The organism is Xanthomonas protegens, assembly GCF_038442435.1.
Taxonomy (GTDB): domain Bacteria; phylum Pseudomonadota; class Gammaproteobacteria; order Xanthomonadales; family Xanthomonadaceae; genus Xanthomonas_A; species Xanthomonas_A sontii.
Map to the genome: position 1 here is coordinate 1 of NZ_JAQJCQ010000025.1, position 22,681 is coordinate 22,681.

General features: G+C 70.6%; 19 protein-coding genes. 9 read left to right on the forward strand and 10 right to left on the reverse strand.

Features of this window, described 5'->3' with window-relative positions; genetic code table 11:
• Positions 1–129 precede the first annotated feature (129 nt).
• A complete protein-coding gene (gene cysN / locus PIQ37_RS19945; protein WP_342074802.1) occupies positions 130–2,037 on the reverse strand; it encodes a sulfate adenylyltransferase subunit CysN in 1,908 nt (635 codons plus the stop codon).
• A gap of 79 nt (positions 2,038–2,116) precedes the next feature.
• Complete coding sequence (gene cysD / locus PIQ37_RS19950) at positions 2,117–3,025, reverse strand: sulfate adenylyltransferase subunit CysD (protein ID WP_017910600.1); 909 nt, start codon at positions 3,023–3,025, stop codon at positions 2,117–2,119.
• A gap of 195 nt (positions 3,026–3,220) precedes the next feature.
• Here cysD and PIQ37_RS19955 point away from each other — a divergent pair, with 195 nt between their 5' ends.
• The 3 genes from PIQ37_RS19955 to PIQ37_RS19965 all read left to right on the forward strand — a co-directional run bounded on the left by PIQ37_RS19955 (position 3,221) and on the right by PIQ37_RS19965 (position 7,697).
• Positions 3,221–5,095 carry an assimilatory sulfite reductase (NADPH) flavoprotein subunit gene (locus tag PIQ37_RS19955; RefSeq protein WP_342074803.1) on the forward strand — a complete coding sequence of 625 codons (1,875 nt, stop codon included), beginning with the start codon at positions 3,221–3,223 and terminating at the stop codon, positions 5,093–5,095.
• 140 nt (positions 5,096–5,235) lie between these two features.
• Positions 5,236–6,960: an assimilatory sulfite reductase (NADPH) hemoprotein subunit gene (gene cysI, locus PIQ37_RS19960; RefSeq protein WP_342074804.1), complete on the forward strand. Its 1,725-nt coding sequence runs from the start codon at positions 5,236–5,238 to the stop codon at positions 6,958–6,960.
• The gene (locus PIQ37_RS19965; protein WP_342074805.1) at positions 6,957–7,697 is read left to right on the forward strand and encodes a phosphoadenylyl-sulfate reductase; all 741 of its coding nucleotides are present in this window, start codon (positions 6,957–6,959) and stop codon (positions 7,695–7,697) included. Before cysI ends, PIQ37_RS19965 begins: the two co-directional genes overlap by 4 nt.
• Before the next feature lie 316 nt (positions 7,698–8,013).
• On the opposite strand, the gene PIQ37_RS19970 is transcribed toward PIQ37_RS19965, so the two are convergent.
• The 3 genes from PIQ37_RS19970 to PIQ37_RS19980 all read right to left on the reverse strand — a co-directional run bounded on the left by PIQ37_RS19970 (position 8,014) and on the right by PIQ37_RS19980 (position 11,983).
• A complete protein-coding gene (locus PIQ37_RS19970; protein ID WP_342074806.1) occupies positions 8,014–9,456 on the reverse strand; it encodes a PepSY-associated TM helix domain-containing protein in 1,443 nt (480 codons plus the stop codon).
• On the reverse strand, positions 9,456–11,510 hold the full coding sequence (locus PIQ37_RS19975) for a TonB-dependent receptor (protein WP_342074807.1): 2,055 nt from the start codon (positions 11,508–11,510) through the stop codon (positions 9,456–9,458). Before PIQ37_RS19975 ends, PIQ37_RS19970 begins: the two co-directional genes overlap by 1 nt.
• A gap of 68 nt (positions 11,511–11,578) precedes the next feature.
• Positions 11,579–11,983: a DUF2946 family protein gene (locus PIQ37_RS19980; protein ID WP_342074808.1), complete on the reverse strand. Its 405-nt coding sequence runs from the start codon at positions 11,981–11,983 to the stop codon at positions 11,579–11,581.
• Positions 11,984–12,381: 398 nt separating this feature from the next.
• Here PIQ37_RS19980 and arsC point away from each other — a divergent pair, with 398 nt between their 5' ends.
• Both arsC and PIQ37_RS19990 read left to right on the forward strand, forming a co-directional pair.
• Positions 12,382–12,807: an arsenate reductase (glutaredoxin) gene (gene arsC, locus PIQ37_RS19985; RefSeq protein ID WP_342074809.1), complete on the forward strand. Its 426-nt coding sequence runs from the start codon at positions 12,382–12,384 to the stop codon at positions 12,805–12,807.
• Between the two features lie 135 nt (positions 12,808–12,942).
• A complete protein-coding gene (locus PIQ37_RS19990) occupies positions 12,943–14,142 on the forward strand; it encodes a GAF domain-containing sensor histidine kinase (RefSeq protein WP_342074810.1) in 1,200 nt (399 codons plus the stop codon).
• A 406-nt stretch (positions 14,143–14,548) separates the two neighbouring features.
• On the opposite strand, the gene PIQ37_RS19995 is transcribed toward PIQ37_RS19990, so the two are convergent.
• Together PIQ37_RS19995 and PIQ37_RS20000 are read right to left on the reverse strand one after the other, a co-directional pair.
• On the reverse strand, positions 14,549–15,136 hold the full coding sequence (locus PIQ37_RS19995; protein WP_267120323.1) for an LURP-one-related/scramblase family protein: 588 nt from the start codon (positions 15,134–15,136) through the stop codon (positions 14,549–14,551).
• Between the two features lie 392 nt (positions 15,137–15,528).
• Complete coding sequence (locus tag PIQ37_RS20000) at positions 15,529–16,512, reverse strand: LysR family transcriptional regulator (RefSeq protein WP_342074811.1); 984 nt, start codon at positions 16,510–16,512, stop codon at positions 15,529–15,531.
• A 167-nt stretch (positions 16,513–16,679) separates the two neighbouring features.
• Between PIQ37_RS20000 and cobA the strand changes: the two genes are divergently transcribed.
• Positions 16,680–17,864: a uroporphyrinogen-III C-methyltransferase gene (gene cobA / locus PIQ37_RS20005; protein ID WP_342074812.1), complete on the forward strand. Its 1,185-nt coding sequence runs from the start codon at positions 16,680–16,682 to the stop codon at positions 17,862–17,864.
• 28 nt (positions 17,865–17,892) lie between these two features.
• Positions 17,893–18,852 (forward strand): cysteine synthase A, encoded by a 960-nt coding sequence (gene cysK, locus PIQ37_RS20010; RefSeq protein WP_342074813.1) that lies wholly within the window; start codon positions 17,893–17,895, stop codon positions 18,850–18,852.
• A gap of 51 nt (positions 18,853–18,903) precedes the next feature.
• On the opposite strand, the gene PIQ37_RS20015 is transcribed toward cysK, so the two are convergent.
• Entirely contained in the window at positions 18,904–19,290 is a 387-nt protein-coding gene (locus PIQ37_RS20015; protein ID WP_342074814.1) for a tetratricopeptide repeat protein, read from the reverse strand.
• Between the two features lie 119 nt (positions 19,291–19,409).
• A complete protein-coding gene (locus tag PIQ37_RS20020; protein WP_342074815.1) occupies positions 19,410–20,510 on the reverse strand; it encodes a nucleoside hydrolase in 1,101 nt (366 codons plus the stop codon).
• Positions 20,511–20,784: 274 nt separating this feature from the next.
• Between PIQ37_RS20020 and PIQ37_RS20025 the strand changes: the two genes are divergently transcribed.
• Positions 20,785–21,300, forward strand: coding sequence for a methyltransferase family protein (locus PIQ37_RS20025; RefSeq protein WP_295862552.1), 516 nt, complete (start codon positions 20,785–20,787; stop codon positions 21,298–21,300).
• 22 nt (positions 21,301–21,322) lie between these two features.
• Here the strand turns inward: PIQ37_RS20025 and PIQ37_RS20030 are convergent, their stop codons facing one another.
• On the reverse strand, positions 21,323–21,820 hold the full coding sequence (locus PIQ37_RS20030; protein ID WP_342074816.1) for a hypothetical protein: 498 nt from the start codon (positions 21,818–21,820) through the stop codon (positions 21,323–21,325).
• A gap of 125 nt (positions 21,821–21,945) precedes the next feature.
• On the opposite strand from PIQ37_RS20030, the gene PIQ37_RS20035 reads away from it, so the two are divergent.
• Positions 21,946–22,488, forward strand: coding sequence for an O-acetyl-ADP-ribose deacetylase (locus tag PIQ37_RS20035; RefSeq protein ID WP_017912991.1), 543 nt, complete (start codon positions 21,946–21,948; stop codon positions 22,486–22,488).
• The last annotated feature ends 193 nt before the right edge of the window (positions 22,489–22,681 follow it).

Sequence of the window (22,681 nt, forward strand, 5' to 3'; positions counted from 1 at the left end):
GGCTTCAGCCGCGACCGGGCTTTACCGGGAAAGCCCGGTCGCGGCTGAAGCCGCTCCTACAAAGGGCGCTACTGGCACACGGCGACATGATCGACACCGGCACGCTAACGGCGACGCCCCACTCCCGCATCAGTCCTGCAACCCCAGCGCCGCCAGCACCTGCGCGGCAAGCGCTTCGGCGTTGTCGCCATCGGCGTGCAGGTGCAGTTCCGGCCGCTCCGGCGCCTCGTACGGCGAGTCGATGCCGGTGAAGTTGGGAATCTGGCCGGCGCGTGCCTTGGCGTACAGGCCCTTGACGTCGCGCGCCTCGGCCACCGGCAGCGGCACGTCGACGAACACCTCGAGGAATTCGCCCTCGCCGAAACGCTCGCGCGCCAGTTGCCGCTCGGCGCGGAACGGCGAGATGAAGCTGACCAGCACGATCAGGCCGGCATCGGTCATCAGCCTGGCCACCTCGGCGACGCGGCGGATGTTCTCCACGCGGTCCTCGTCGGTGAAGCCGAGATCGCGGTTGAGCCCGTGGCGCACGTTGTCGCCATCGAGGATGAAGGTGTGGTAGCCCAACGCGTGCAGGCGCTTGTCGACCAGGTTGGCGATGGTCGACTTGCCGGCGCCGGACAGGCCGGTGAACCACAGCACCTTCGGTGTCTGCCCCTTGATCCGCGCGCGCGCGGCCTTGTCCACGTCCAAGTGCTGCCAGTGCACGTTGCCGGCGCGGCGCAGCGCGAAATCCAGGGTCCCGGCGGCGACGGTGGCGTTGCTGTGACGGTCGATCAGGATGAAGCCGCCGAGCGCGCGATCCTGCGCGTAAGGGGCGAAGGCGATGGGCTGGTCCAGCGCCAGGTTGCAGTAGCCGACCTCGTTGAGTTCCAGGCGCTTGGCCGCCAGCCGCTCCTGCGTGTTGACGTCGATGCGGTGCTTGATCTCGGTGACGCTGGCGGCCACGGTGCGCGCGCCGATCTTCAGCCAGTACGGGCGACCCGGCAGCAGCGCGGCATCGTCCATCCACAGCACGTGCGCGGCGAACTGGTCGGCCACCTCCGGCGGATCGCCGGCAGCGGCAATCACATCGCCACGGCTGACGTCGATCTCCTCGGTCAGGGTCAGGGTCACCGCCTGCCCGGCCACCGCGCGCGGCACTGGTTCGGCGCCGATCAGCACCTGCGCCACCTGCGCGCGCCGCGCCGACGGCAGCACCACCACCGCATCGCCGGGCTGCACCGCGCCGGCGGCCACGGTGCCAGCAAAGCCACGGAACTGCGCGTGCGGGCGGTTGACCCACTGCACCGGCAGGCGCAGGCCGCCGTCGCCGCCGCGCGCACCCAACTGCACGCCTTCCAGGTGTTCGAGCAGCGCCGGGCCGGCATACCAGGGCATGCGCACCGAACGCTGCGACAGGTTGTCGCCCTCCAGCGCCGACAGCGGGATGCACTGCACGTCGGCGATGCCCAACTGCGCCGCGAGCGCACGGTACTCGGCGGCGATCGTCTCGAACGTCTCCTGCGCGAAGCAGACCAGGTCCATCTTGTTGACCGCCAGCACCACGTGGCGGATGCCCAGCAGCGCGACGATGTAGCTGTGCCGGCGGGTCTGAGTCAGCACGCCCTTGGCGGCGTCGACCAGCACCACCGCCACGTCTGCGGTGGAGGCACCCGTGGCCATGTTGCGGGTGTACTGCGCGTGCCCCGGGCAATCGGCAACGATGAACTTGCGCCGGTCGGTATCGAAATAGCGGTAGGCCACGTCGATGGTGATGCCCTGCTCGCGCTCGGCGGCCAGGCCATCCAGCAGCAGCGCATAGTCGATGGCTCCGCCGCGGGTGCCGTGACGCTTGCTGTCGGCACCGAGCGCAGCCAGTTGGTCGTCGAACAGCCGCTTGCTGTCGTACAGCAAGCGTCCGATCAACGTGCTCTTGCCGTCGTCGACGCTGCCGCAGGTGATGAAGCGCAGCAGCGGCTTGTGTTCGTGCTGTTGCAGGTAGGCGCCGACTGCGTCGCCGCCTACGGGATTGGGGATTGGGGATTGGGGAGTCGTCACGGCGTCCCCTCCCGATACCGCATCCGTCGCCGGACTGCGCTCTTGCGAATCCCAATCCCCAATCCCGAATCCCGGCTCATCAAAAATAGCCCTCCACCTTCTTCTGCTCCATCGACGCACCCGGATCCTGGTCGATGATCCGGCCCTGGCGTTCGGAGGTGGTGGCCTGCAGCATCTCGGCGATGATCTTCTCCAGGGTGTCGGCCTGCGACTCGATCGCGCCGGTCAACGGGTAGCAGCCGAGGGTGCGGAAGCGCACGCGGCGCAGCTGCGGGGTTTCGCCGGGACGCAGCGGCAGGCGCGCGTCGTCGACCATGATCAGCGCGCCATCGCGCTCCACCACTGGGCGTTCGGCGGCGAAGTACAGCGGCACCACCGGAATCGCTTCGCGGTAGATGTACAGCCAGATATCCAATTCGGTCCAGTTGGACAGCGGGAACACGCGCACGCTCTCGCCGGGATGGATGCGCGGGTTGTACAGATTCCACAGCTCCGGACGCTGCTGCTTGGGATCCCAGCGGTGGTGCGCGTTGCGGAACGAGAACACGCGCTCCTTGGCCCGCGCCTTCTCCTCGTCGCGGCGCGCGCCGCCGATGGCGGCATCGAACTTCCACAGGTCCAGCGCCTGCTTCAGCGCCTGGGTCTTCATCACGTCGGTGTGCACGCTGGCGCCGTGGCTGAACGGGCCAACGTCCTGGGCGACGCCATCGGGATTGATGTGCACGCGCAGCTCCACGCCGGTCTCGGCAGCACGGCGGTCGCGGAAGGCGATCATCTCGCGGAACTTCCAGCGCGTGTCCACGTGCAGCAGCGGGATCGGCGGCGGCGCCGGCGCGAACGCCTTGAGCAGCAGGTGCAGCAATACCGAGCTGTCCTTGCCGACCGAATACAGCAGCACCGGGTTGCGGAACTCGGCAGCGACCTCGCGCAGGATGTGGATGCTCTCGGCCTCTAGGCGGTCGAGGTGGGACAGGGGGAACGCACTCATCGAGACGGCGGCGGCAGGCAGTGGGAGACCGGACCGAAGCGTAGCAGCGGTCGTGGCAGTCGGGGCGGCAGTGTGCGTCGCGCCGGCCGCCCGGCAGAAATAAGCCCCGGGCATGAGCCGATAACCCCTGTTCCTTTCTGCACCGCGCAACGCTTCCCTAACATCGGTCATCCCTTCCCAACCCCCGGACCGGCCATGACCGCCGCCTCGCCCGCGTTGCCGCCCAGCCCCTTGCCCGAGGAGCGCAAGGCACTGCTGGCGCGGACCGTGGAGGGCCTGGACGCGGCCGGCCTGTGGTGGCTGTCCGGCTACGCCGCCGGCCTGGCCCAGGCACAGGGCCCCGCAACGCCGGCGCTGGCCGTAGTCGCCGGCGCCGCCGCGGCACCCTCGCCGGCGCCGCAGTTGAGCATCGTCTACGGCAGCCAGACCGGCAACGCGCGCCGCGCCGCCGAACAGGTGGCCGCCGAGGCCGAAGCCGCCGGGCTGGCGGTGCGCCTGCTGCGCGCCGATGCCTACCCCACGCGCGAACTGGGCAACGAACGCCTGCTGTACGTGGTCATCAGCACCCAGGGCGAGGGCGACCCGCCGGACGATGCGATCGGCTTCGTCGAGTTCCTGCAGAGCCGGCGCGCGCCAAAGCTGCCGCAGCTGCAGTACGCCGTGCTCGGCCTGGGCGATTCCAGCTACGCCGATTTCTGCGGCATCGCCCGGCGCCTGGACGCGCGCCTGGCCGAACTCGGCGCGCAACGCCTGCTGCCGCTGGGCGAGGCCGACCTGGAGATCGAGGCGGTGGCGGCACCGTGGCGCGCGCAGGCGCTGGCGCAGGCACGCGACATCCTCGGTCGCACGCCGGCGACGCCGTCGGCCACGGTGACGCCGCTGCGCGGCGCTGTGGCCGCGCCGTGGAGCCGCACCCAGCCGTTCGCCGCCGAGGTGCTGGCCAACCAGCCGATCAGCGGCCGCGACTTCAAGGGACCGCGCTACGCCGCGCACGGCCCGGCCGACAAGGACGTGCGGCACCTGGAGCTGTCGCTGGCCGGCAGCGGCCTGCACTACGAACCCGGCGATGCCCTGGGCGTGCGCCATCGCAACCCGCCTGCGCTGGTCGAGGCGGTGTTGACCGCGACGCGACTGGACGGTCACGTCGAACTCACCGCCGATGGGCAGACACTGTCCCTGCACGAGTGGCTCAGCGGCCACCGCGAACTGACCCGGGCCTCGCGCCCGTTGCTCAGCGCGGTCGCCGAACGCGCCGGCGCGACCGCGCTGGCCGAGCTGCTCGACCCCACCCAGACCGCCGGCCTGGCGGCGCTGCTCGCCGATCACCAAGTGATCGACGTGCTGCGTCGCTGGCCGGCGGATTGGGACCACGCCGCGCTGCTGCAGGCGTTGCGTCCGATGGTCCCGCGCCTGTACTCGATCGCCTCCAGCCGCAAGCGGGTCGGCGACGAGGCCCACCTCACCGTCGACGTGCTGGCCTACGACGCCCATGGCCATGCCCACGGCGGTGCCGCCAGCGGCTATCTGGCCGCCCTGGCCGAAGGCGACAGCGCGCCGGTGTACATCGAACCCAACGAACGCTTCCGGGTGCCGGCCGACGGCAGCCGCGACATCCTGATGATCGGCCCCGGCACCGGCGTGGCGCCGTTCCGCGGCTTCGTGCAGGAGCGCGCCGAAAGCGGCGCCAGCGGCCGCAACTGGCTGTTCTTCGGCGCCCGCCACTTCAACCGCGACTTCCTCTACCAGGCCGAATGGCAACAGGCACTGCGCAGCGGCGAACTGCACCGGCTGGACCTGGCGTTCTCGCGCGACGTGCAACCGCTGCGCGGGAACACCGCTCCTTCCAAGATCTACGTGCAGCAGCGCCTGCGCGAACACGGCCGCGCCGTCTACGACTGGCTGCAGAACGGCGCGCACCTGTACGTGTGCGGCGCCATCGCCATGGGCAAGGACGTGCACGCCACCCTGCTGGAGCTCGTCGCCGAACACGGCGCCCACAGCCCCGAGGACGCCGCCGCCTACCTCAGCCAACTGCAGCGGGAGGGGCGATATGCGCGTGATGTCTATTGAGGCGGGGATTGGGGAGTCGGGATTGGGGATTCGCAAGAGCCGCTATCCCGGCACTGAGAACTGTCGAAGGTGCTGACCGGTCGCCGCACCGCCGACCGCTTTCCAATCCCGAATCCCCACTCCCCAATCCCGGCCCCTCAATGTCCCACTCCGTCGAAGACATCAAGCACCACAGCCAGCGCTTGCGCGGCTCGCTGCTGCAGAGCCTGGCCGATCCGGTCACCGGGGCGCTGCGCGAGGACGATCAGACGCTGATCAAGTATCACGGCAGCTACCAGCAGGACGACCGCGATCTGCGCGAGGAGCGGCGCCGGCAGAAGCTGGAGCCGGCCTACCAGTTCATGATCCGCACGCGCACCCCGGGCGGGGTGGTCGATCCGGCGCAGTGGCTCAAGCTCGATGCCATCGCCACCACCTACGGCAACCACTCGCTGCGCGTCACCACGCGCCAGGCGTTCCAGTTCCACGGGGTGATCAAGCGCGAGCTGAAGGCGACCATGCAGGCGATCAACGCCGCGCTGATCGACACCCTGGCCGCCTGCGGCGACGTCAACCGCAATGTGCAGGTCGCCGCCAATCCGCTGGCCTCGCAGGCGCATGCCACGCTCTACGCCGACGCCGCGCGCGTGTCCGAACACCTGCTGCCCAACACCCGCGCCTACTACGAGATCTGGCTGGACGAGGAGCAGGTCGCCGGCAGCGGCCAGGAGGACGAGCCGATCTACGGCAACGCCTACCTGCCGCGCAAGTTCAAGATCGGCTTCGCGCTGCCGCCGGTCAACGACGTCGACGTGTTCGCCAACGACCTGGGCTTCATCGGCGTGCTCGACGCCGACGGCACGCTGGCCGGCTACAACGTCAGCCTCGGCGGCGGCATGGGCGCCAGCCATGGCGATGCGGAGACCTACCCGCGTGTGGCCAACGTGGTCGGCTTCATCGACCGCGCGCACCTGCTCGACGTCGCCACCGCGGTGGTGACCACCCAGCGCGACCTGGGCAACCGCACGGTGCGCAAGCGCGCGCGCTTCAAGTACACCATCGACGACCACGGCCTGGACACGGTGCTGGCGGAGATCGAACGCCGCGCCGGCGTGCGCCTGCAGGCCACGCGCGACTTCGTCTTCGAGCACAACGGCGACCGCGCCGGCTGGCAGGCCGGCGAGGACGGCCGCTGGCACCTGACCCTGTCGCTGCCGGCCGGGCGCATCGCAGACCATGCCGACGGCGTGCAGCACCTGAGCGGCCTGCGCGCGATCGCCGCGCTGCTGCGCGACGCCGGCGACGGCGCGCACTTCCGCATGACCGCGAACCAGAACCTGGTGATCGCCGGCGTTCCCGCGGCGCAACGCGAGGCGATCGACGCGCTGGTGCGCGCGCATGCGCTGGACGCCGGCAACCGTGCGCCCACTGCCCTGGCGCGCGCGGCGATGGCCTGCGTGGCCCTGCCCACCTGCGGCCTGGCGATGGCCGAGGCCGAGCGCTATCTGCCGGCCTTCGCCGCGCAGCTGCAACCGCTGCTGGCGCGACACGGTCTGGAAGACGCACCGATCCTGCTGCGCCTCTCCGGCTGCCCGAACGGCTGCTCGCGGCCGTACCTGGCCGAGATCGCCCTGGTCGGCAAGGCACCGGGCCGCTACAACCTGATGCTCGGCGGCGACCACCGCGGCCAGCGCCTCAACACCCTCTACCGCGAGAACATCGCCGAGCCGGAGATCCTCGCCGCGCTGGAACCGCTGTTCGCGCGCTATGCCGACGAGCGGCATGAGGACGAGCGCTTCGGCGATTTCCTGCACCGCACCGGCGTGGTCGCCTTGCCCGCCTATCCCACCCACCGTCACCTGATTCCGTCGGAACTGCACGCATGAGCGCTCTGCCCGCCGCCTCCCAAGACGCCTCCGCCAACGCACCGGTGCCGGCCCTGGATCTCGATGCCGCCAATACGCTGCTGGCGACGCTGTCCGCGCCGGAGCGGGTGGCCTGGGCGCTGCAGCACGGCCCGGCCGAAGCGGCGCTGTCGTCCAGCTTCGGCGCGCAATCGGCAGCCACCCTGCACCTGCTGACCCGGCAGCGCCCGGACATCCCGGTGATCCTGATCGACACCGGCTACCTGTTCGCCGAGACCTACCGTTTCGCCGACGCGCTGACCGACCGGCTCAAGCTCAACCTCAAGATCTACCGTCCGCTGGTCAGCCGCGCCTGGATGGAAGCGCGCCACGGCCGCCTGTGGGAACAGGGCATGGTCGGCATCGAGCAATACAACAACCTGCGCAAGGTCGAGCCGATGCGCCGCGCCCTGGACGAACTGAAGGTCGGCACCTGGTTCACCGGCCTGCGCCGCAGTCAGTCCGACAGCCGCGCGCAGACCCCGTTCGTGCAGAAGCGCGGCGAGCGTTACAAGATCAACCCGATCGCCGACTGGAGCGATCGCGACCTGTGGCAATACATGCAGCAGCACGACCTGCCGTATCACCCGCTATGGGAGCAGGGCTACGTCTCCATCGGCGATTTCCACACGACCCGCCGCTGGGAACCGGGCATGCGCGAGGAAGACACCCGCTTCTTCGGCCTCAAGCGCGAGTGCGGGATCCACGAGGATCTGTGAGGCGCGCTAGCACACGTTCGGGCTTTTTTCTGCCTTCGCAGGAGCGGTTTCAGCCGCGAAGGACGTTACCGACCACACCGTAGTCTTCTCCGTAGGAGCGGCTTCAGCCGCGACCGGGCGCTCATGGGTACGCCCGTTCGCGGCTGAAGCCGCTCCTACAAGGGCAGCCGCGTGTCTTCTGTGCAAGCCCTGACGACAGCGCTGACCGCTGGTTCCTCCTTGTGGGAGGGACTTCAGTCCCGACTGCAGCCAGGCTGGATGCGCCGATGACTTCGCTTATCGCCGCAGACGCACAGTGGGCTGCTACATCGGCGTCTTAAGCCATCACCGCGGGCTCCCGCCGCAACACCAACACCCAGTCCAGCGCCAGCATCAGCAGCAAGGACAGACCCACCAGCGGAAACAGCATCCCGCCCAGCACCAGCAATGCGACCACGCCACGCAGCGTGCGCCGGTCGGCCGGCAACGGCGGCACCCCGAGCCCGCCCTGCGGGCGCCGCTTCCACCACATCACCGCCGCGCTCACGCACAGCAGCACGATGCCCAGGCAGGCCACGATCAGCACGAGCTGGTTGAGCGCACCGTACTCCTGGCCAAGGTGCACATTGATGCCCCACTCCAGCGTCTTGGCCAGCGCGCCGTAGTCGGCGTAGCGCATGTCCAGCAGCGCCTGGCCGCTGTACTGGTCCAGGTGGATCACCCGTTGCTGGGCCAGGACCGGCGGATACACCGAGGCGGTATAGACCCCCCTCACGCCGCGCGGCAGCGCCACGCTGTAGCCCGGCGCGATGCCGCGCGCCTGGAACCGCGCCACCGCCGCATCCAGGCCGATCGCGCCCGCCGCCGGCATGGCGTCCGGCATGTCGGCCATGCCGCCGTGTTCGCCATGCTCCTCGTGTCCGCCATGCGCGCCGTGCGCCGCGTGTGGGTCCACGGCCGGCGGCGACGACTGCGGCAGGCGCGCCTGGCGTAGCGACCACGCCGGCACCTCGCTGTCGCTCAGCCGCTGCGTGGACATCGGCAGGTCCACCCGCAGCCCGGACGGATAGCCGTAGTGATGGCCATTGGCCAGACGGTTGACCTGCGCGCCCCAGAACCACGACCACGGCATCCCGGTCAGCGCCAGGAATAGCAGCAACACCCCGACCACGCTGCCGGTGAGCGCATGCAGATCGCGCCAGAAAAGCCGCTGCGCCGGCCGCCCACGCACCGTGGTCACCCCGCCGCGGCGCCCGCGCGGCCACCACAGGTACACGCCGGTGAACACCAGCAGGATCGCCCAGCCGGCCGCCACTTCGATCAGCGCGTTGGCGAACCAGCCGACATAGTCGAGGCTATGCAGGCGGCGGATCGTCCAGGCCACGGTGCCGTGCTCGGGCAACTGCCCCAGCACCCGCGCCCGGTACGGATCCACGTACACGACCGCGCGGCGGCCATCGGCGGTGGCGATGGTCACTTCCGCCGAGGCATCGCGCCGCAGCGGCGTGGTGTAGCGCAGTGCCTGCCCCGGTTGCGCGGCCAGCGCCGCGTCCAGCAGCCGCTGCGGTGCCAGTGTCTGCGCGTGGTCGGGCACCGGCACGGTCTTCAGGGCACGATGGAAGTAGCCGTCGATCGGCTGCTGGTAGACGAAGGCCGCACCGGTCAGCGCCAGCCAGACCAGCAGCGGCAGCACCAGCAGGCCGGCATAGAAATGCCAGCGCCACACGGCGCGGTAGAAGCGTGCCGGCGCCACAGCGGACGCGGGAGAGTGCGTCGCCATCACCAGCCCCAGCTCAGCGTGGCGTACAGCGCGCGGCCGTCGCCGGGCGAGTAACCGGAGGAGCCGCTGTCGTACCAGGCGTAGACGTAGTGCCGGTCGGTCAGGTTCTTCAGTTGCAGCGATACCTCGCGCTGCGCACGCCAGCGCCAGGTCGCGCCGAGATTGGCCAGTGCGTAGCCGCCGTAGCGGCCCAGGGTGTTGCTGCGTTCCACGTAGTAATCGCCCTGTGCGTTGCCCCAGGCCGACAGCGTCAGCCGCGGCGTGGCCTGCCAGTCGATGCCGGCGTTGGCCAGGTAGTGCGGCACGTTCTCGATTTCCTTGCCGCGGGTGGCCGGCGCGCTCGGGTCGGGAGTGACGATGACCGCGCGCTGCCGCGAATACGCCAGCCACAGCGTCCAGCGCTCGTCCGGACGCAGGTTCAGTTGCGCATCCCAGCCGCGGCGCAAGGTCTTGCCGACGTTGCCGACCTCGCCGGTGCCGACGCTGCCGTTCACGCCCAGGATCGTGGCCACTTCGTCGGACGCGCGCTGCTCCCAGTAGGCCACGCGTGCGTCCCAGCGCTGCTGCGCACCGGCGAACTTCAGGCCGCTCTCCCAGCCGTCGTTGTAGGACGGTGCCAGGTTGCGCGCCTGGGTGCGGTAGGCGCCGTTGCCGCTGCCGATCTGGAAGGTGCGGCCGATGTTGGCGTACAGACTGGCCTGCGCGGTCAACGCGTACACCGCGCTGAACTTGGGTTGGCGGATCGTGCCGTAGGCGTAGGTCGGATAGCGCGCGCCGCTGGCGACGTCGCGGAACTGCCCGCCGACGCGATCCACCCGATAGCCCGGCACCAGCTGCAGGCGCGCGGTCGGGCGCAGCACCGCCTGCACGTAGGCGCCTTCGGTATGCAGATCGAAGTCCCAGTCGCGCAACGGCACGGTGCGCACGCGGGCCACCGTGCGATAACGCTGCGAGAGGTTGTCCTGCCACTGCGCATCGACCCCGCCCTCCAGCGCGAAGGCGTCGGCACGGGCCAGCGCCGGGCGCCAGCTGAGCCTGCCCAGCACGCCGCGCTGGCGCTCGTCGGTGTCGCGTTCCTGCTGCGCGCCGGCCGCGGTGAAGCGCACCCAGCGCTGGTTGTCGTAGCGGTTCCAGTACGCCTTGGCGCTGCCCTGCACGGTCTCGGCCAGGCGCGCATCCAGGTGCAGCGACACCTGCGTGGTGTGGCGCTGGCTGCGGTCGTCGCGCGCGTAGTCGGGCGAACTGCGTGGCGCGCGCTGCGCGGTGGCATAGTCCAGATACCCCGCCTCCAGCGCCGTGTTGCGGTAATCGCGCGCGCTGAGTCCGGCACGCCAGCGCCCGTCCGGATCGGTGTAGAACCACTTGCCGGCGAACGCGTGCTTGCGCGCGTCGGCGTGGTCGCGGTAGCCGTCGCTGTCGCGCCAGGCGGCGAAGTAGTTCTGGCTCCAGGCGCCGCGCTCGATGCCCTGCGTCGCCTGCACCTCGCGGGTGCCGAAGCTGCCGACGGTGACGCTGGCGCGGCCGTCGTTGCCGCCGCTGCGGGTCAGCACGTCGACGCTGCCGGCGATCGCATCCAGGCCGTAGCGCGGGTCGTTGGTGCCGCGCACGATCTCGATCGCGGCGATGTCCAGCGGGAACACCGCATCCAGGTACGGCATGGCGCCGGCATTGTCGTTGCTGGGCACGCCGTCGATCAGCAGCTTGACCGCATTGACCCGGCCTTCGCCGTTGAAGCCGCGGAAGGAGAAGCGCCCGGCGTCGGTGCCCATCTTGAACTGGGTCACCTGCACGCCGGGCGCGCGCATCAGCAGCTCCCAGCTGTAGTCCACATGCTGGTCCTGCAGCAGGTCGCCGCCGAGGATGTCGACGGAACTGAACACGCTGCGCGCGCTGGATCCGGCGGCGAGCGGCGAGACGGCCTGGACCTTGCCCAGGGTCAGCACGGAATCGCCGGCGGCGCCGGGCGGCGCATCGGCGGCATGGGCGGGCGCGGCCGCGACGAGACACACACAACAGCACGCCACCACCGGTGGCATGGCAGGAAAACGGAACATGGCGAAAACTCCATCGGCACGAGGGCGTGCCGCAGCGGCGCCGCGGCACGGAAACAACAACCCGTGGATCAGGAGAGCAGCGGTGGCCCGCGCGGCGGGTGTGCGCGGCGTGCGGTGGCCGTGACGACAAGGCTGTGCCGCGCCGCCACCGGCACCAGCGGGCAACGCCAGGGCAGCAAGGCCAGCAACAGCGCCACCCAAGGCAGCAGCCGCGCGGCAAGCAGGCAGTAATCGCAGGCCGGCGCGTGCGCCAGGCCGGCATCGTCGTGGTGGCCGCCATGCGCCGCCGAGACGGCACCTGCCAGCGCCGCCAGGCGCAAGCCGCCGCTGGTGCACAGCGCCTGGTCCTGCAATGCCGCCGCCTCGGCCTGCGCCTGCCGCCACTGGCTGATCGGCGGCGCCAGCAGCAGCAGGCCGAGCGCCAGCGCGGCGAGCGCGGCCCAACACGACGGCAGCTGGCGGAGACGGACCATCGGCGCATTCTAGAGGGTGCGCTGGCCATTGAAGCGCGTGCGATACCGTGTGCGGCGAAGTGACGCATGCACGTCGTGGACGGGCAGCGTCCTCGGTCGGTAGCCAGAAGCCCCAGCGGCCGCTATTTCCCTGACCACTGCCGCATCGCCATCGTCCTGCCGCCGGCCAGGCGCCCGGCAAGGTGATCCGTCCGTTGCCTGGCCGGACCTTGCGCTCTCTGCAGACCGGCGACGGGCTGACTTTGCGGCACGGCGGCGACCATCAAGGGCGCCGCGCACCGCAGTGTCCGGCGAGCGCGGCGCTTGCATGGCGCCCCGATTGCGGCACCATGCGGCCGCGGCCGCGTGGAGGATTCCGGCACGGCCGCCTTTGTTCCGTCCCACTCAGCGAGCCGCCCATGTCCACGATCACGATCTACCACAACCCCGCCTGCGGCACTTCGCGCAATGTGCTCGGACTGATCCGCAACAGCGGCGTTGAGCCGACCGTGATCGAGTATTTGAAGACGCCGCCGGACCGCGCCACCCTGCGGGCGCTGGCGGCGGCCAGCGGGCTGCCGCTGCGCGACCTGATGCGGCAGAAGGGCACGCCCTATGCCGAGTTGGGGCTGGACGACCCGACGCTGGACGATGGCGTGCTGCTGGATGCCATGCTGCAGCACCCGATCCTGCTCAACCGGCCGATCGTGGTCAGCCCGCTGGGCACGCGCCTGTGCCGGCCGTCGGAGACGGTGCTGGAGATCTTGCCGTCGCCGCAGCGCGGCGCCTTCGCCAAGGAGGACGGCACGCCGCTGGTCGACGCGCAGGGCCGCTGGGTCGGCTGAACCGCCGGCCGCGATGGCCATCTTCTGGTTCGCTAAGCGCGGGTGCAGCCCACGCGAGCGCCGCGTGAACGCCGCGTCGGCAAAAACCGTGACAGTTACCATAAACTGCGCGCCTTCCTGACCGAGTCGCGCCGCATGTCCACCGTCGAACCCGCCGCCGACCCGGTCTACTGCGCGGCCAAGCCCCGCAACGAAGCGCTGCGGCTGGACGCCTTGCACAGCTACGCGATCCTGGACACCCCGCGGGAGCCGGCGTTCGACGACATCACCCGGCTGGCCGGGCTGATCTGCCAGGCGCCGATCGCGGTGGTCAACCTGATCGACAGCGAGCGCCAGTGGTTCAAGAGCGAAATCGGGCTGGGCACGCGCGAAACGCCGCTGGCGACCTCGCTGTGCGCGCACGCCCTGCTCGAGGACGACCTGCTGCTGGTGCCGGATACCCGCGAGGACCCGCGCTTCGCCTGCAACCCGCTGGTCACCGGCGACATGCGCCTGCACTTCTACGCCGGCGCGCTGCTGAAGACCTCCGACGGCCTGGCCCTGGGCACCGTCTGCGTGCTGGACCGGCGCCCGCGCCAGCTCAGCTACGAGCAGATCGAAGCGCTGCGCGCGCTGGCGCGGCAGGCGATGGGCCAACTGGAACTGCGCAAGGCGCTGCACCTGGCGCAGGAATCCAACCATTACCGCAGTCGCCTGATGGCCATCGCCGGCCACGACCTGAAGACCCCGCTGCGCACCGCGTCCTATGCGTTGAGCAAGCTGCAGCGCCAGCAAGACGCAGCGCAGGATGGTTCGCTGGAGACCGCACGCACCGCCCTGAACCAGGTCGCCAGCGGACTCGACCAGCTCGCCACCAACGCCGCCGCCGGCGAGCTGCGCCTGCCGGCGCTGCAGACCCTGGCCCTGGCCGACGTGCTGGCGCCGATCCTGGCCACCTGGCAGCCACAGGCCGCAGCCAAGGGCGTGCAGTTGCGCAGCGTGCCGACGTCCTTGCGCGTGCGCAGCAGCGCGGCCCTGCTGTCCACCTTGCTGGGCAACCTGCTCGGCAACGCGGTCAAGTACACCGCGCAGGGCAAGGTGCTGATCGGCTGCCGCCGCCGCGGCGACCAGGTGGCGGTGGAGATCATCGACCGCGGCATCGGCATGGACGAAGACGGCCTGCGCACGCTGTTCCAGGCCTTTCACCAGGCCGACCCGCGCAGCGACGGCCTCGGCCTGGGCCTGTGGATCGTGCGCCGCGCCGCCGAGACCCTGGGCTGCACGGTGGAAGTGCGCAGCCAGCCGGGCCACGGCAGCCGCTTCACCGTGCTGCTGCCGGCGGCAGCGGACGCCTGATGCCCGAGCCACGCTAGCGCAGATGTACTTGCGCTGGCGCCCGTACCCTCATCCGCCCCTTCGGGGCACCTTCTCCCGAAGGGAGAAGGGTGGGTCAGCGGCGGCGGAGCGCGCTATGCGCCAGCGGAAGCGACGCGTTTCAGGGAATGCACGTCGCGGCTGAAGCCGCTCCTACGGGCAACCGCGCACTGGGTCAGGCCTCGGCAGCAACCGGCGAAGCACCGGGTTCTTCCGGCAGCCTGCAGTCGGGACTGAAGTCCCTCCCACAACGGCTCCGCTCAGTCGGACAAGCCGGGACGCGGCCGCTGCGGAAATCCCGCTTTTGCGACTCCCCAATCCCGACTCCCGATTCCCGGCTTCACCACGATTCCCCAATCCCGACTCCCGATTCCCGGCTCTTCAACCGTCACTCCTTCAACACCATATCGATGCACAGCACCGCCGCCATGATCAGGATCCGCCGCGGATCCTCGGCCGGCAGGCTCTCGGCGATCGACAGCATGTAGTTGTCGGCGCTGGTGAACAGTTCCTTGCCCAGCCCGGCCCACTTCTTCGAGACCTGCGCAAGTTCGCGCTCGCCCTGCACGAAGCGGAAATCCCAGCTGGTCCACTTGCCGCGCAGGGTGCACACCGGTGCGCCCTGGGCATCGAGCACGTCGAACTTGCCGCCGATGGAGAAGAACTTCTGGCTGAAGGAACCGACCAGTCGATCGCGCTCGTCCAGCACCTCGACCCTGGACAGGAACAGCGAAAAGCCGCGCTTGACCGTCAGCACCTTCTGCCCGTCCGGAGTACGCACTTCCACCTGGAACGGGGTCATGCGCTTGTAGTCGGTGAACCGGAAGATCTTGGTGAACACGCCCAGGTTCGGCTCGCGGCATTCCAGCAGCTTGCGGTTGCTGTGCGGATCGAACACGTCGTAGTTGTTGGCGGCCTTGAACATGCCGACCTGTTCCTTGACGAAGAACAGGTTGTGCTGGAGAACAGGATGCATCGGGCGTCCTTGCGTTGGGAAAGTCGACGCGCCCTGGGCGACGGCCGCACAGCGGCGGCGCGGTGCCGACAGCCGCCGGCACATCCAGGGTCGCGGTCTGCCGGGCGGCAGTGCGGGCCGCATGATAGGGGGCGGCCGCGGCCGCGGCAACGCGCGCGGCAGGCAGCCGCGCCACCGCGTGGTCGCCATTCCGGCATTTCAGCGACAGGCCACGGTACCGTGGCCCGCACATCTTCTGCTCGGAAATCCGTCTAAAGCCAATCGACGCATCACGCACAGGACGCCGCTGTCGCGACTCCCCAATCCCCATTCCCCATTCCCCATTCCCCATTCCCCATTCCCCAATCCCAGCTTCACCGCCATTCCCCAATCCCGATTCCCCAATCCCGGCTTCAACTGGTAATGGTCTGGGTCAGCGCTTCCCAGCTCGGCGGCGCCGGCCAGTCCGGCTGCTGGTTGCCTTCCATCACCCGGCGCAGGTCGCGGGTGTCGATCTGCGGCGCCAGCACGTGCACCAGCTCCAGCGCGTAGTCGCGCAGCACCCGGTCGCGCGGCAGCACCGCCCAGGCGATGCAGTCGGGAATCTCTGGCGGCGCCGGCCACGCGCGCAGGTCGGTGTCGTTGGCGCTCACCGCCATCTCCGCCAGCAGGCCCACGCCGAGTCCGGTGCGCACATAGGTCTTGATCAGGTCCGCATCCAGCGCGGTCAACGCGATCCGCGGCTCCAGCCCGAGCCGGCCGAAGGCGCGCTGCAGCGAGGAGCCGGCACGAGTCGAGGATTCGTAGCTGATCAGCGGCTGTGCCGCCAACGCGGCCATGTCCGGCACCCGCTTGGGCACGTCCAGCGCATGCCCGCGTGGCACCAGCACCAGCCGCCGCCAGCGGTACAGCGGCACGGCGATGCCCGCGGCCGGCGCGGTGCCGGCGGTGCTGACGATGGCGATGTCGGCGTCGCCCTGGCTGAGCAGGTCCAGCGCCGCGCTCTCGGCGGCCTGCTGCAGGTGCACGCTGACCTGCGGATAGGCCTGCTTGATCTGCGCCACTGCCGGCGGCAGCACGAAGCGCGCCTGGGTGTGGGTGGTGGTGAGGGTCAGCTGGCCCTGGCTCTCGCGGCGCTGATTGGCGGCGTAGGTGCGGATGTTGTTGGCCTCGGCCAGCACCGCGCGCGCGCGCTCGATCACCTCGCGCCCGGCCGGGGTCACCGTTTCCAGGCTGCGGCCCTTGCGCACGAACAACAGGAAGCCCAGTTCGTCCTCCAGTTGCTTGAGCTGCTTGGACAGCCCCGGCTGGGTGGCATGCACGCGCGCCGCCGCCAGGGTGATGTTCAGATCGGCATCGGCAATGGCGACGAGGTAGCGGAGTTGGGTCAGCGTCATCGGGACGAGGGCGAGGCGCCGCCAGGCGGGACGCTCGACTGTAGTGGAATTCGGCCTTTCACCTTATAACCGAAAGCTATCTGCCTTGGGCATGAAGTCATTTCCTGGGGCTATGAGCCGGCGCTACGGTCGTCGCTCCCTTCTGCCTCGTGTTGCGAGCCGTCCCTGTGAGCCCTGCCCCGATTGCCCTGTATCCGGACCTGCGCGACCGGGCCGTGCTGGTGATCGGCGGCGGCGCGGCCGCCGAGCGACAGCTGCAGGCACTGCTCGCCGCCGGCGCCCTGCCACGGGTGGCCGCGCCGACCCTGACCCCGGGCTTGCATGCGCTGGCCGCGCAGGGACGGCTGGCCTGGCTGCACGGCGCCTTCGACAGCGCCTGGCTGGACAGCGTCTGGTACCTGATCGCCGCGAGCGAGGACGCCACGGCCAACCGCCAGGCGCTGCAGGCCGCGGCCGCGCGACGGGTGCTGGCGCAAACCGTGCCGGCCGAGCCGGCATCCGCGGCCGATGCCGCCGAGACCGCCGCACAGCAGGCGCTGCCGCTGCGCCCAGGCAGCGTGACCCTGGTCGGCGCCGGGCCCGGCGATCCCGGCCTGCTCACCGGCAACGCGCTGCACGCCCTGCGCCAGGCCGACGTGGTCCTGCACGACCGCCTGGTCAGCGCTGCGATCCTGCAACTTGTGCCGGCCGGCACCGAGCGCATCGCCGTTGGCAAGTCGGCCGACGGCCACAGCGTCGCCCAGGAGCAGATCCACGCCCTGCTGCTGGAACACGCGCGGCGCGGACGCCGGGTGGTGCGGCTGAAAGGCGGCGACCCGTTCGTGTTCGGTCGCGGCGGCGAGGAACTGGAATACCTGCGCGCGCACGGCGTGGCCTATGCGGTGGTACCCGGCATCACCGCGGCGCTGGCCTGTGCCGCCTATGCCGGCATCCCGCTGACCCATCGCGACCACGCGCAATCGCTGCGCCTGGTCACCGCGCACTGCAAGGCCTCGCTGGACACCCTGGACTGGACCGCACTGGCACAGGAGCGGCAGACCCTCGCGGTGTACATGGGCGTGGCCGGCCTGGACACGGTGCGCACGCACCTGCTCGCCGCCGGCCGCGCCGCCAGCACGCCGTTCGCGCTGGTGGAGAACGGCTCGCGCGCCGAGCAGCGGGTGGTGCGCGGCACCCTCGCCGACCTGCCCGACACCGCCCGCGCACATGCGGTGCATGCGCCGGCCCTGCTGATCCTCGGCGAAGTGGCCGCGCTGGCCGACACCCTGCACTGGTTCGGCGCCGCACCGCTGCACGCGCTGCCCTCACCTTCCCCGAAGCAGGCGGCGCCTACCCTGGCCCACGCCGCCTGACCCGCCCCATTTTCCGGAGACCTTGCCCATGGCCATCTACGACAACATCCTCGACACCATCGGCTACACCCCGATCGTCAAGCTGCAGCGGCTGGCGCCGGCGCACGTGGACCTGTACGTCAAGGTCGAGGCCTTCAATCCCGGCGGTTCGGTCAAGGACCGCCTGGCCCTGGCGATCGTGCTCGACGCCGAAGCGCGCGGCCTGCTCAAGCCCGGCGACACCATCGTCGAAGCGACCTCCGGCAATACCGGCGTGGCGCTGGCGATGGTCGCCGCCGCACGCGGCTACAAGTTCGTGGCGACGATGGTGGAAACCTTCTCGATCGAGCGCCGCAAGCTGATGCGCGCCTACGGCGCCAAGGTCATCCTGACCCCGGCCGCCGAGCGCGGCAGCGGCATGGTGCGCAAGGCCGAAGAACTGGCCAGGCAGCACGGCTGGTTCCTGGCCCGGCAGTTCGCCAACCCGGCCAATCCGGCCTACCACCGCAGCACCACCGCCGCGGAGATCCTGCGCGACTTCGCCGGCCGCCGGCTCGACCATTTCGTCAGCGGCTGGGGCACTGGCGGCACCCTCACCGGCGTCGGCGAAGTGCTGCGGCTCGCGCGCCCGGAAGTGCACATCACCGCCACCGAACCGGCCGGCGCGGCCCTGCTGCAGGGCCAGGAGTGGAAGCCGCACAAGATCCAGGGCTGGACGCCGGATTTCGTGCCCGAGGTGCTCAACCGCGAGGTCTACGACGAAGTGTTGAGCGTGGACGACGGCGACGCCATCGCGGTGTCGCGCCGCCTCGCCGCCGAGGAAGGCATCTTCACCGGCATCTCCGGCGGCGGCACGGTAGCCACCGCGCTGCGCGTGGCCGAGACCGCGGCGCCCGGCGCGGTGATCCTGGCGATGCTGCCGGATACCGGCGAACGCTACTTCTCCACGCCGCTGTTCGCCGACATCAACGAAGGCAGCGACGACGACTGGCTGGCCGGTCTGCCGTAAGCGCGCAACCGCATGGCGGTGCCGGCGCCGTGCGACACCGGCGCGGTGTCGCTAGTGCGCGTGCGGATCGAAATACGCCGTCCATGAGGTCGGCGCGGCACGCAAGCCGGCCGCCTGCTGGAATGCCGCCATCGCCTCGGCCTCCTGGCCGGCGTTGAGCAGGGCCACGCCGAGGTTGAAGCAGGTGTTGCGATCGTCGGACTGAAGGCGCACGGCGCGGCGCAGGGCCGTCAGCGCCCGCCGGTAGTGGCCGCGATCGCACAGCACTGCACCCAGGCAGGTGAGCGGGCCGGGATCGGCGGGCGCCGCCCTGGCCGCGGCGCGCAACAACGTCTCGGCGTCGGCCAGCCGCGCATCGGCATGCTGCGGCTCCTGGAACGCCGCCATGGCCAAGGCCTTCGCTTGCGCGAGGCGGTCGTCGGGCGCGGGCGCGCTCATGCGGGCACCGTGCAGGCCAGCGCCACGCGTGCGTCCCACGCGAGCGGTACGCAGACAGCGCCGCTGCGCACCGCGACGCCGCGCCTTGCACGGCACTGCAGATCCGCGTGCGCCATGCCTCAGTCCGGCAGCGGCGCGCCCAGCGCCGGCGGCTGCGGCGCGGTCAGGCGCTCCACCAGCAACTGCTCGATGGCGGCCACGTCGACCTCGCGCACCACCTGCTGCGCCTGCTCGCCCAGCCCCGGCTGATAGCCCGGCGCCCACGACAGGATGTCGCCGTAGCCGGCGCCGAACTCGGTGTTGGTGTCCACGTACAGGGTCTCGCTGACCGTGGCCAGTTCCGGGCGCAGCCACAGCGCGGTGGCCAGCTCGTCCCACATCGGGAAGCCCGGCTCGCGACGGCGCAGCGCATGGCCGATCGGCGTGTCGGCGGCGCTCATCCGCGCCAGCAGTTGCGGGGTCAGTTCGGTGGCGGTGGACGGATCCACCGGCACCATCACCATGCGCCGCCACGGCGCGCGCATCACGATGCTGGCCGCTTCCGGGTCCCAGCGGATGTTGAATTCGCGCCGCGGCGAATTGACGAACTCGCGCGCGAACTGCGCCGCCGAGACGCTGTCGCGGCGCTGCCGCGGATTGAGGCTGCCGCCCATGTAGACCAGTTCCTTGGCCAGCGTGGCGAAGTCGGGATCGAGCCGCTGCGCCAAGGCCAGATTGGTCAGCGGCCCGGTGGCGACGATGCTGACCTCGCCGGGGAACTCGCGCACCTTGCGGATCATGAACAAGGCGGCCGGTTCGCTGGCTGCCTGCACTACCGTGGGATTGCCCAGCGGCAGGTCAGGGACCACGTCGTGCGCGTGGTAGCGCGGCGCGCTCTGCACCGTGTCGTGCTCGACCCACTGCCGGGTCCAGGCGCCCTTCCACAGCAACTTGCCGTACAGCGCTTCCCAGCGCTCGGTGGCCACTTCGCTGTTGAGCAGCGGGAACACCGGGCCGGGCAGCACCGGCACTTCGCCACGCCCGGCGATCTCGAGCAGGCGCCGGGTATGCGCCAGCGCTTCGTCGCGCCAGATGTTGCCGCTGACCACCGAGATGCCCAGCACCTCCACCTCGGGCGATTGCAGCAGCAACAGCTGCGCGGGAGTGAAGCCGTCGATGTCGTCTTCGAGGATGACCCGGCGGCGCGGGGCGGCGGTGGTGCTGGCGGAAGCGATTGGCATGAGGCGAGACAGTGGGTGGCGAAAGGGAAAACAAGGCGCGATCAGCGCGTCGGGCGCGATCGACGTGGAACGAGGCGACACGTCGAAACGCAAGCGCCGACGACGTACCGCGTGGGCGCTAGGGTAATCGCGTTTGCGCGCACTGCCACGCGCGGCGAGGCGCTGCCGGGCGCCATCGGCTCGCGCCCGTGCCCATTCGTGACGCGCTCGCGCGCGTCCGCCGTGAGCAGCCGCGTAAACTTGCGCGGCCGCAACCGAACCAGGGAAGGACTGCATGCACGACCGAACCGACCGCACCGATCCACCGCCCGCACGTGCGCAGGTACGCGTGCCGTTGCTGGTGCGTACGACCTCGCCGGCGCATTTCCTGCTGGCGCTGCTGCTCGGTGCCAGCCTGCAACACGCGCTGCCGTTGCCGTTGCCGCAGGGCACCGCGCTGGCCTGGCTGCAACTGGGCGGCGGCGCGGTCGCGCTCGCCGGCCTGCTGCTGGCGTGCTGGTGCTTCGTGCTGTTCGCCCGCGACCGCACCACCCTGCTGCCCGAGCGCGCGCCCTCGCACCTGGTCTGCCACGGGCCCTATCGGCTGACCCGCAACCCGATGTACGTCAGCCTGACCCTGAGTTACCTCGGCCTGAGCGTGCAGATCGGCTGGCCGTGGTCGGCGCTGTTGCTGCCCCTGCCTCTGCTGGCCTTGCAGTGGGTGGTCATCCCCTACGAGGAAGCGCGCCTGCGCGAACGCTTCGGCAGCGCTTATGCGCGCTACTGCGCGCAGGTTGCGCGCTGGCTGTAGCCACTGGCCGCGTCGGCACGCCTCAGCGTGCCAGCCACCACGCCGCCGCCGCAGCCAGCAACAGCGCCAGCAGCACCCAACGCCAGGCCCCGCCGCGGTCGCCGGCGGCCACGGTCGAGGCGGCACCCAGCGTCGGCGCCGAGCGCAGATGCCGCTGCACCATCTCCAGCGCCTCGCGCAGCGACATGTCCGGATAGTGCTCGAACACCAGCTTGGCGGCCTTGCGCCGCTCGCCACGGCGCAGCGCCAGCTCCGCCGCCGGCGGCAGGCGCCGTTCCTCGGCCAGCACCGGCGCCTGCGCCCCGGTCGCCGACATCGCCCCCGCTGCCGCACCGGACGCGTGGCGGTCGAGCATCTCCGTCACCGTGCGCGCCGCGCCGGCCAGCAGCCAGGCATCGACCTGCTCCTTCGCACTGCGCAGGTCCATGCCGCTGTGCGCGCGCAGCAGCTTGATCGCCTTGATGATCTGGCCCTGTGCGAGGGCATCGGCGACCTGTGGCGGCGGCGGGTTCGGGTTCATGTCGCAAGTGCTGAGATGGAGGCGCGTCAGTCTTGCCGCTGGCCGGTTAAGCGGCCGTGGCAGCGCGCGGTGGCGGTGGCGACACCCTCACGCATCCATCATTCGGCTCCCCTAAAGATCGGCGCATGAAGATCGAAATCTGGCAAGGCGACATCACCCAGCTCGACGTGGACGCGATCGTCAACGCCGCCAACGAGTCCCTGCTCGGTGGCGGCGGCGTGGACGGCGCCATCCACCGTGCCGCCGGCCCGGAACTGCTGGAAGAATGCAGGCGCCTGCCGGAACTCAAGCCGGGCGTGCGCTGCCCGGTCGGCGAGGTGCGCGCGACCGCGGGCCACCAGCTCAAGGCGCGGCACGTGCTGCATACCGTCGGTCCGGTGTGGCGCGACGGCGCCCACAACGAACCGGCCCTGTTGGCGAACTGCTACTGGCGCGCCCTGCGCCTGGCCGAGCAGATGGGCCTGCACTCGGTGGCATTCCCGGCGATCAGTTGCGGCGTCTATGGCTACCCGCTGCACCAGGCCGCGCGCATCGCGGTGGCCGAGACCGACGCCTGGCAGCGCGCGCATGCGGTGCCCAAGCGGATCATCCTGGTGGCCTACAACGACGCCACCGCCAAGGCGTACCGGCAGGCACTGCGTGACGCGCAGTGCGCCACCGCAGCCTGAGCGGCCGATCCGGACGCTGGCAGACCCGGCAAGTACCCGCGAAGCACCACAGGGCCTGCGTTCCACCCGGGCGCAGGCACGCCCTGATTCACTGAGATGGCGCCCGCCCAGCGCCTGGTGCTGGCACAGCGCGCTGTGGGGATTTTCCCGACACCCTGTCAGGGGACCGGGCAAAGAGTGATCGCGCGCTCAG

Bases quoted from the DNA above. Each gene is read 5' to 3' on its own strand.
- PIQ37_RS20015 (WP_342074814.1), bottom strand. From the start codon at position 19,290: ATGAGCGCGCCCGCGCCCGACGACCGCCTCGCGCAAGCGAAGGCCTTG.
- arsC (WP_342074809.1), top strand. From the start codon at position 12,382: ATGTCCACGATCACGATCTACCACAACCCCGCCTGCGGCACTTCGCGC.
- PIQ37_RS19955 (WP_342074803.1), top strand. From the start codon at position 3,221: ATGACCGCCGCCTCGCCCGCGTTGCCGCCCAGCCCCTTGCCCGAGGAG.
- PIQ37_RS19975 (WP_342074807.1), bottom strand. From the start codon at position 11,510: ATGTTCCGTTTTCCTGCCATGCCACCGGTGGTGGCGTGCTGTTGTGTG.
- PIQ37_RS19990 (WP_342074810.1), top strand. From the start codon at position 12,943: ATGTCCACCGTCGAACCCGCCGCCGACCCGGTCTACTGCGCGGCCAAG.
- PIQ37_RS19970 (WP_342074806.1), bottom strand. From the start codon at position 9,456: ATGGCGACGCACTCTCCCGCGTCCGCTGTGGCGCCGGCACGCTTCTAC.
- PIQ37_RS19980 (WP_342074808.1), bottom strand. From the start codon at position 11,983: ATGGTCCGTCTCCGCCAGCTGCCGTCGTGTTGGGCCGCGCTCGCCGCG.
- cysD (WP_017910600.1), bottom strand. From the start codon at position 3,025: ATGAGTGCGTTCCCCCTGTCCCACCTCGACCGCCTAGAGGCCGAGAGC.
- PIQ37_RS19965 (WP_342074805.1), top strand. From the start codon at position 6,957: ATGAGCGCTCTGCCCGCCGCCTCCCAAGACGCCTCCGCCAACGCACCG.
- PIQ37_RS19995 (WP_267120323.1), bottom strand. From the start codon at position 15,136: ATGCATCCTGTTCTCCAGCACAACCTGTTCTTCGTCAAGGAACAGGTC.
- PIQ37_RS20000 (WP_342074811.1), bottom strand. From the start codon at position 16,512: ATGACGCTGACCCAACTCCGCTACCTCGTCGCCATTGCCGATGCCGAT.
- PIQ37_RS20030 (WP_342074816.1), bottom strand. From the start codon at position 21,820: ATGAACCCGAACCCGCCGCCGCCACAGGTCGCCGATGCCCTCGCACAG.
- PIQ37_RS20035 (WP_017912991.1), top strand. From the start codon at position 21,946: ATGAAGATCGAAATCTGGCAAGGCGACATCACCCAGCTCGACGTGGAC.
- cysI (WP_342074804.1), top strand. From the start codon at position 5,236: ATGTCCCACTCCGTCGAAGACATCAAGCACCACAGCCAGCGCTTGCGC.
- cysK (WP_342074813.1), top strand. From the start codon at position 17,893: ATGGCCATCTACGACAACATCCTCGACACCATCGGCTACACCCCGATC.
- PIQ37_RS20025 (WP_295862552.1), top strand. From the start codon at position 20,785: ATGCACGACCGAACCGACCGCACCGATCCACCGCCCGCACGTGCGCAG.
- PIQ37_RS20020 (WP_342074815.1), bottom strand. From the start codon at position 20,510: ATGCCAATCGCTTCCGCCAGCACCACCGCCGCCCCGCGCCGCCGGGTC.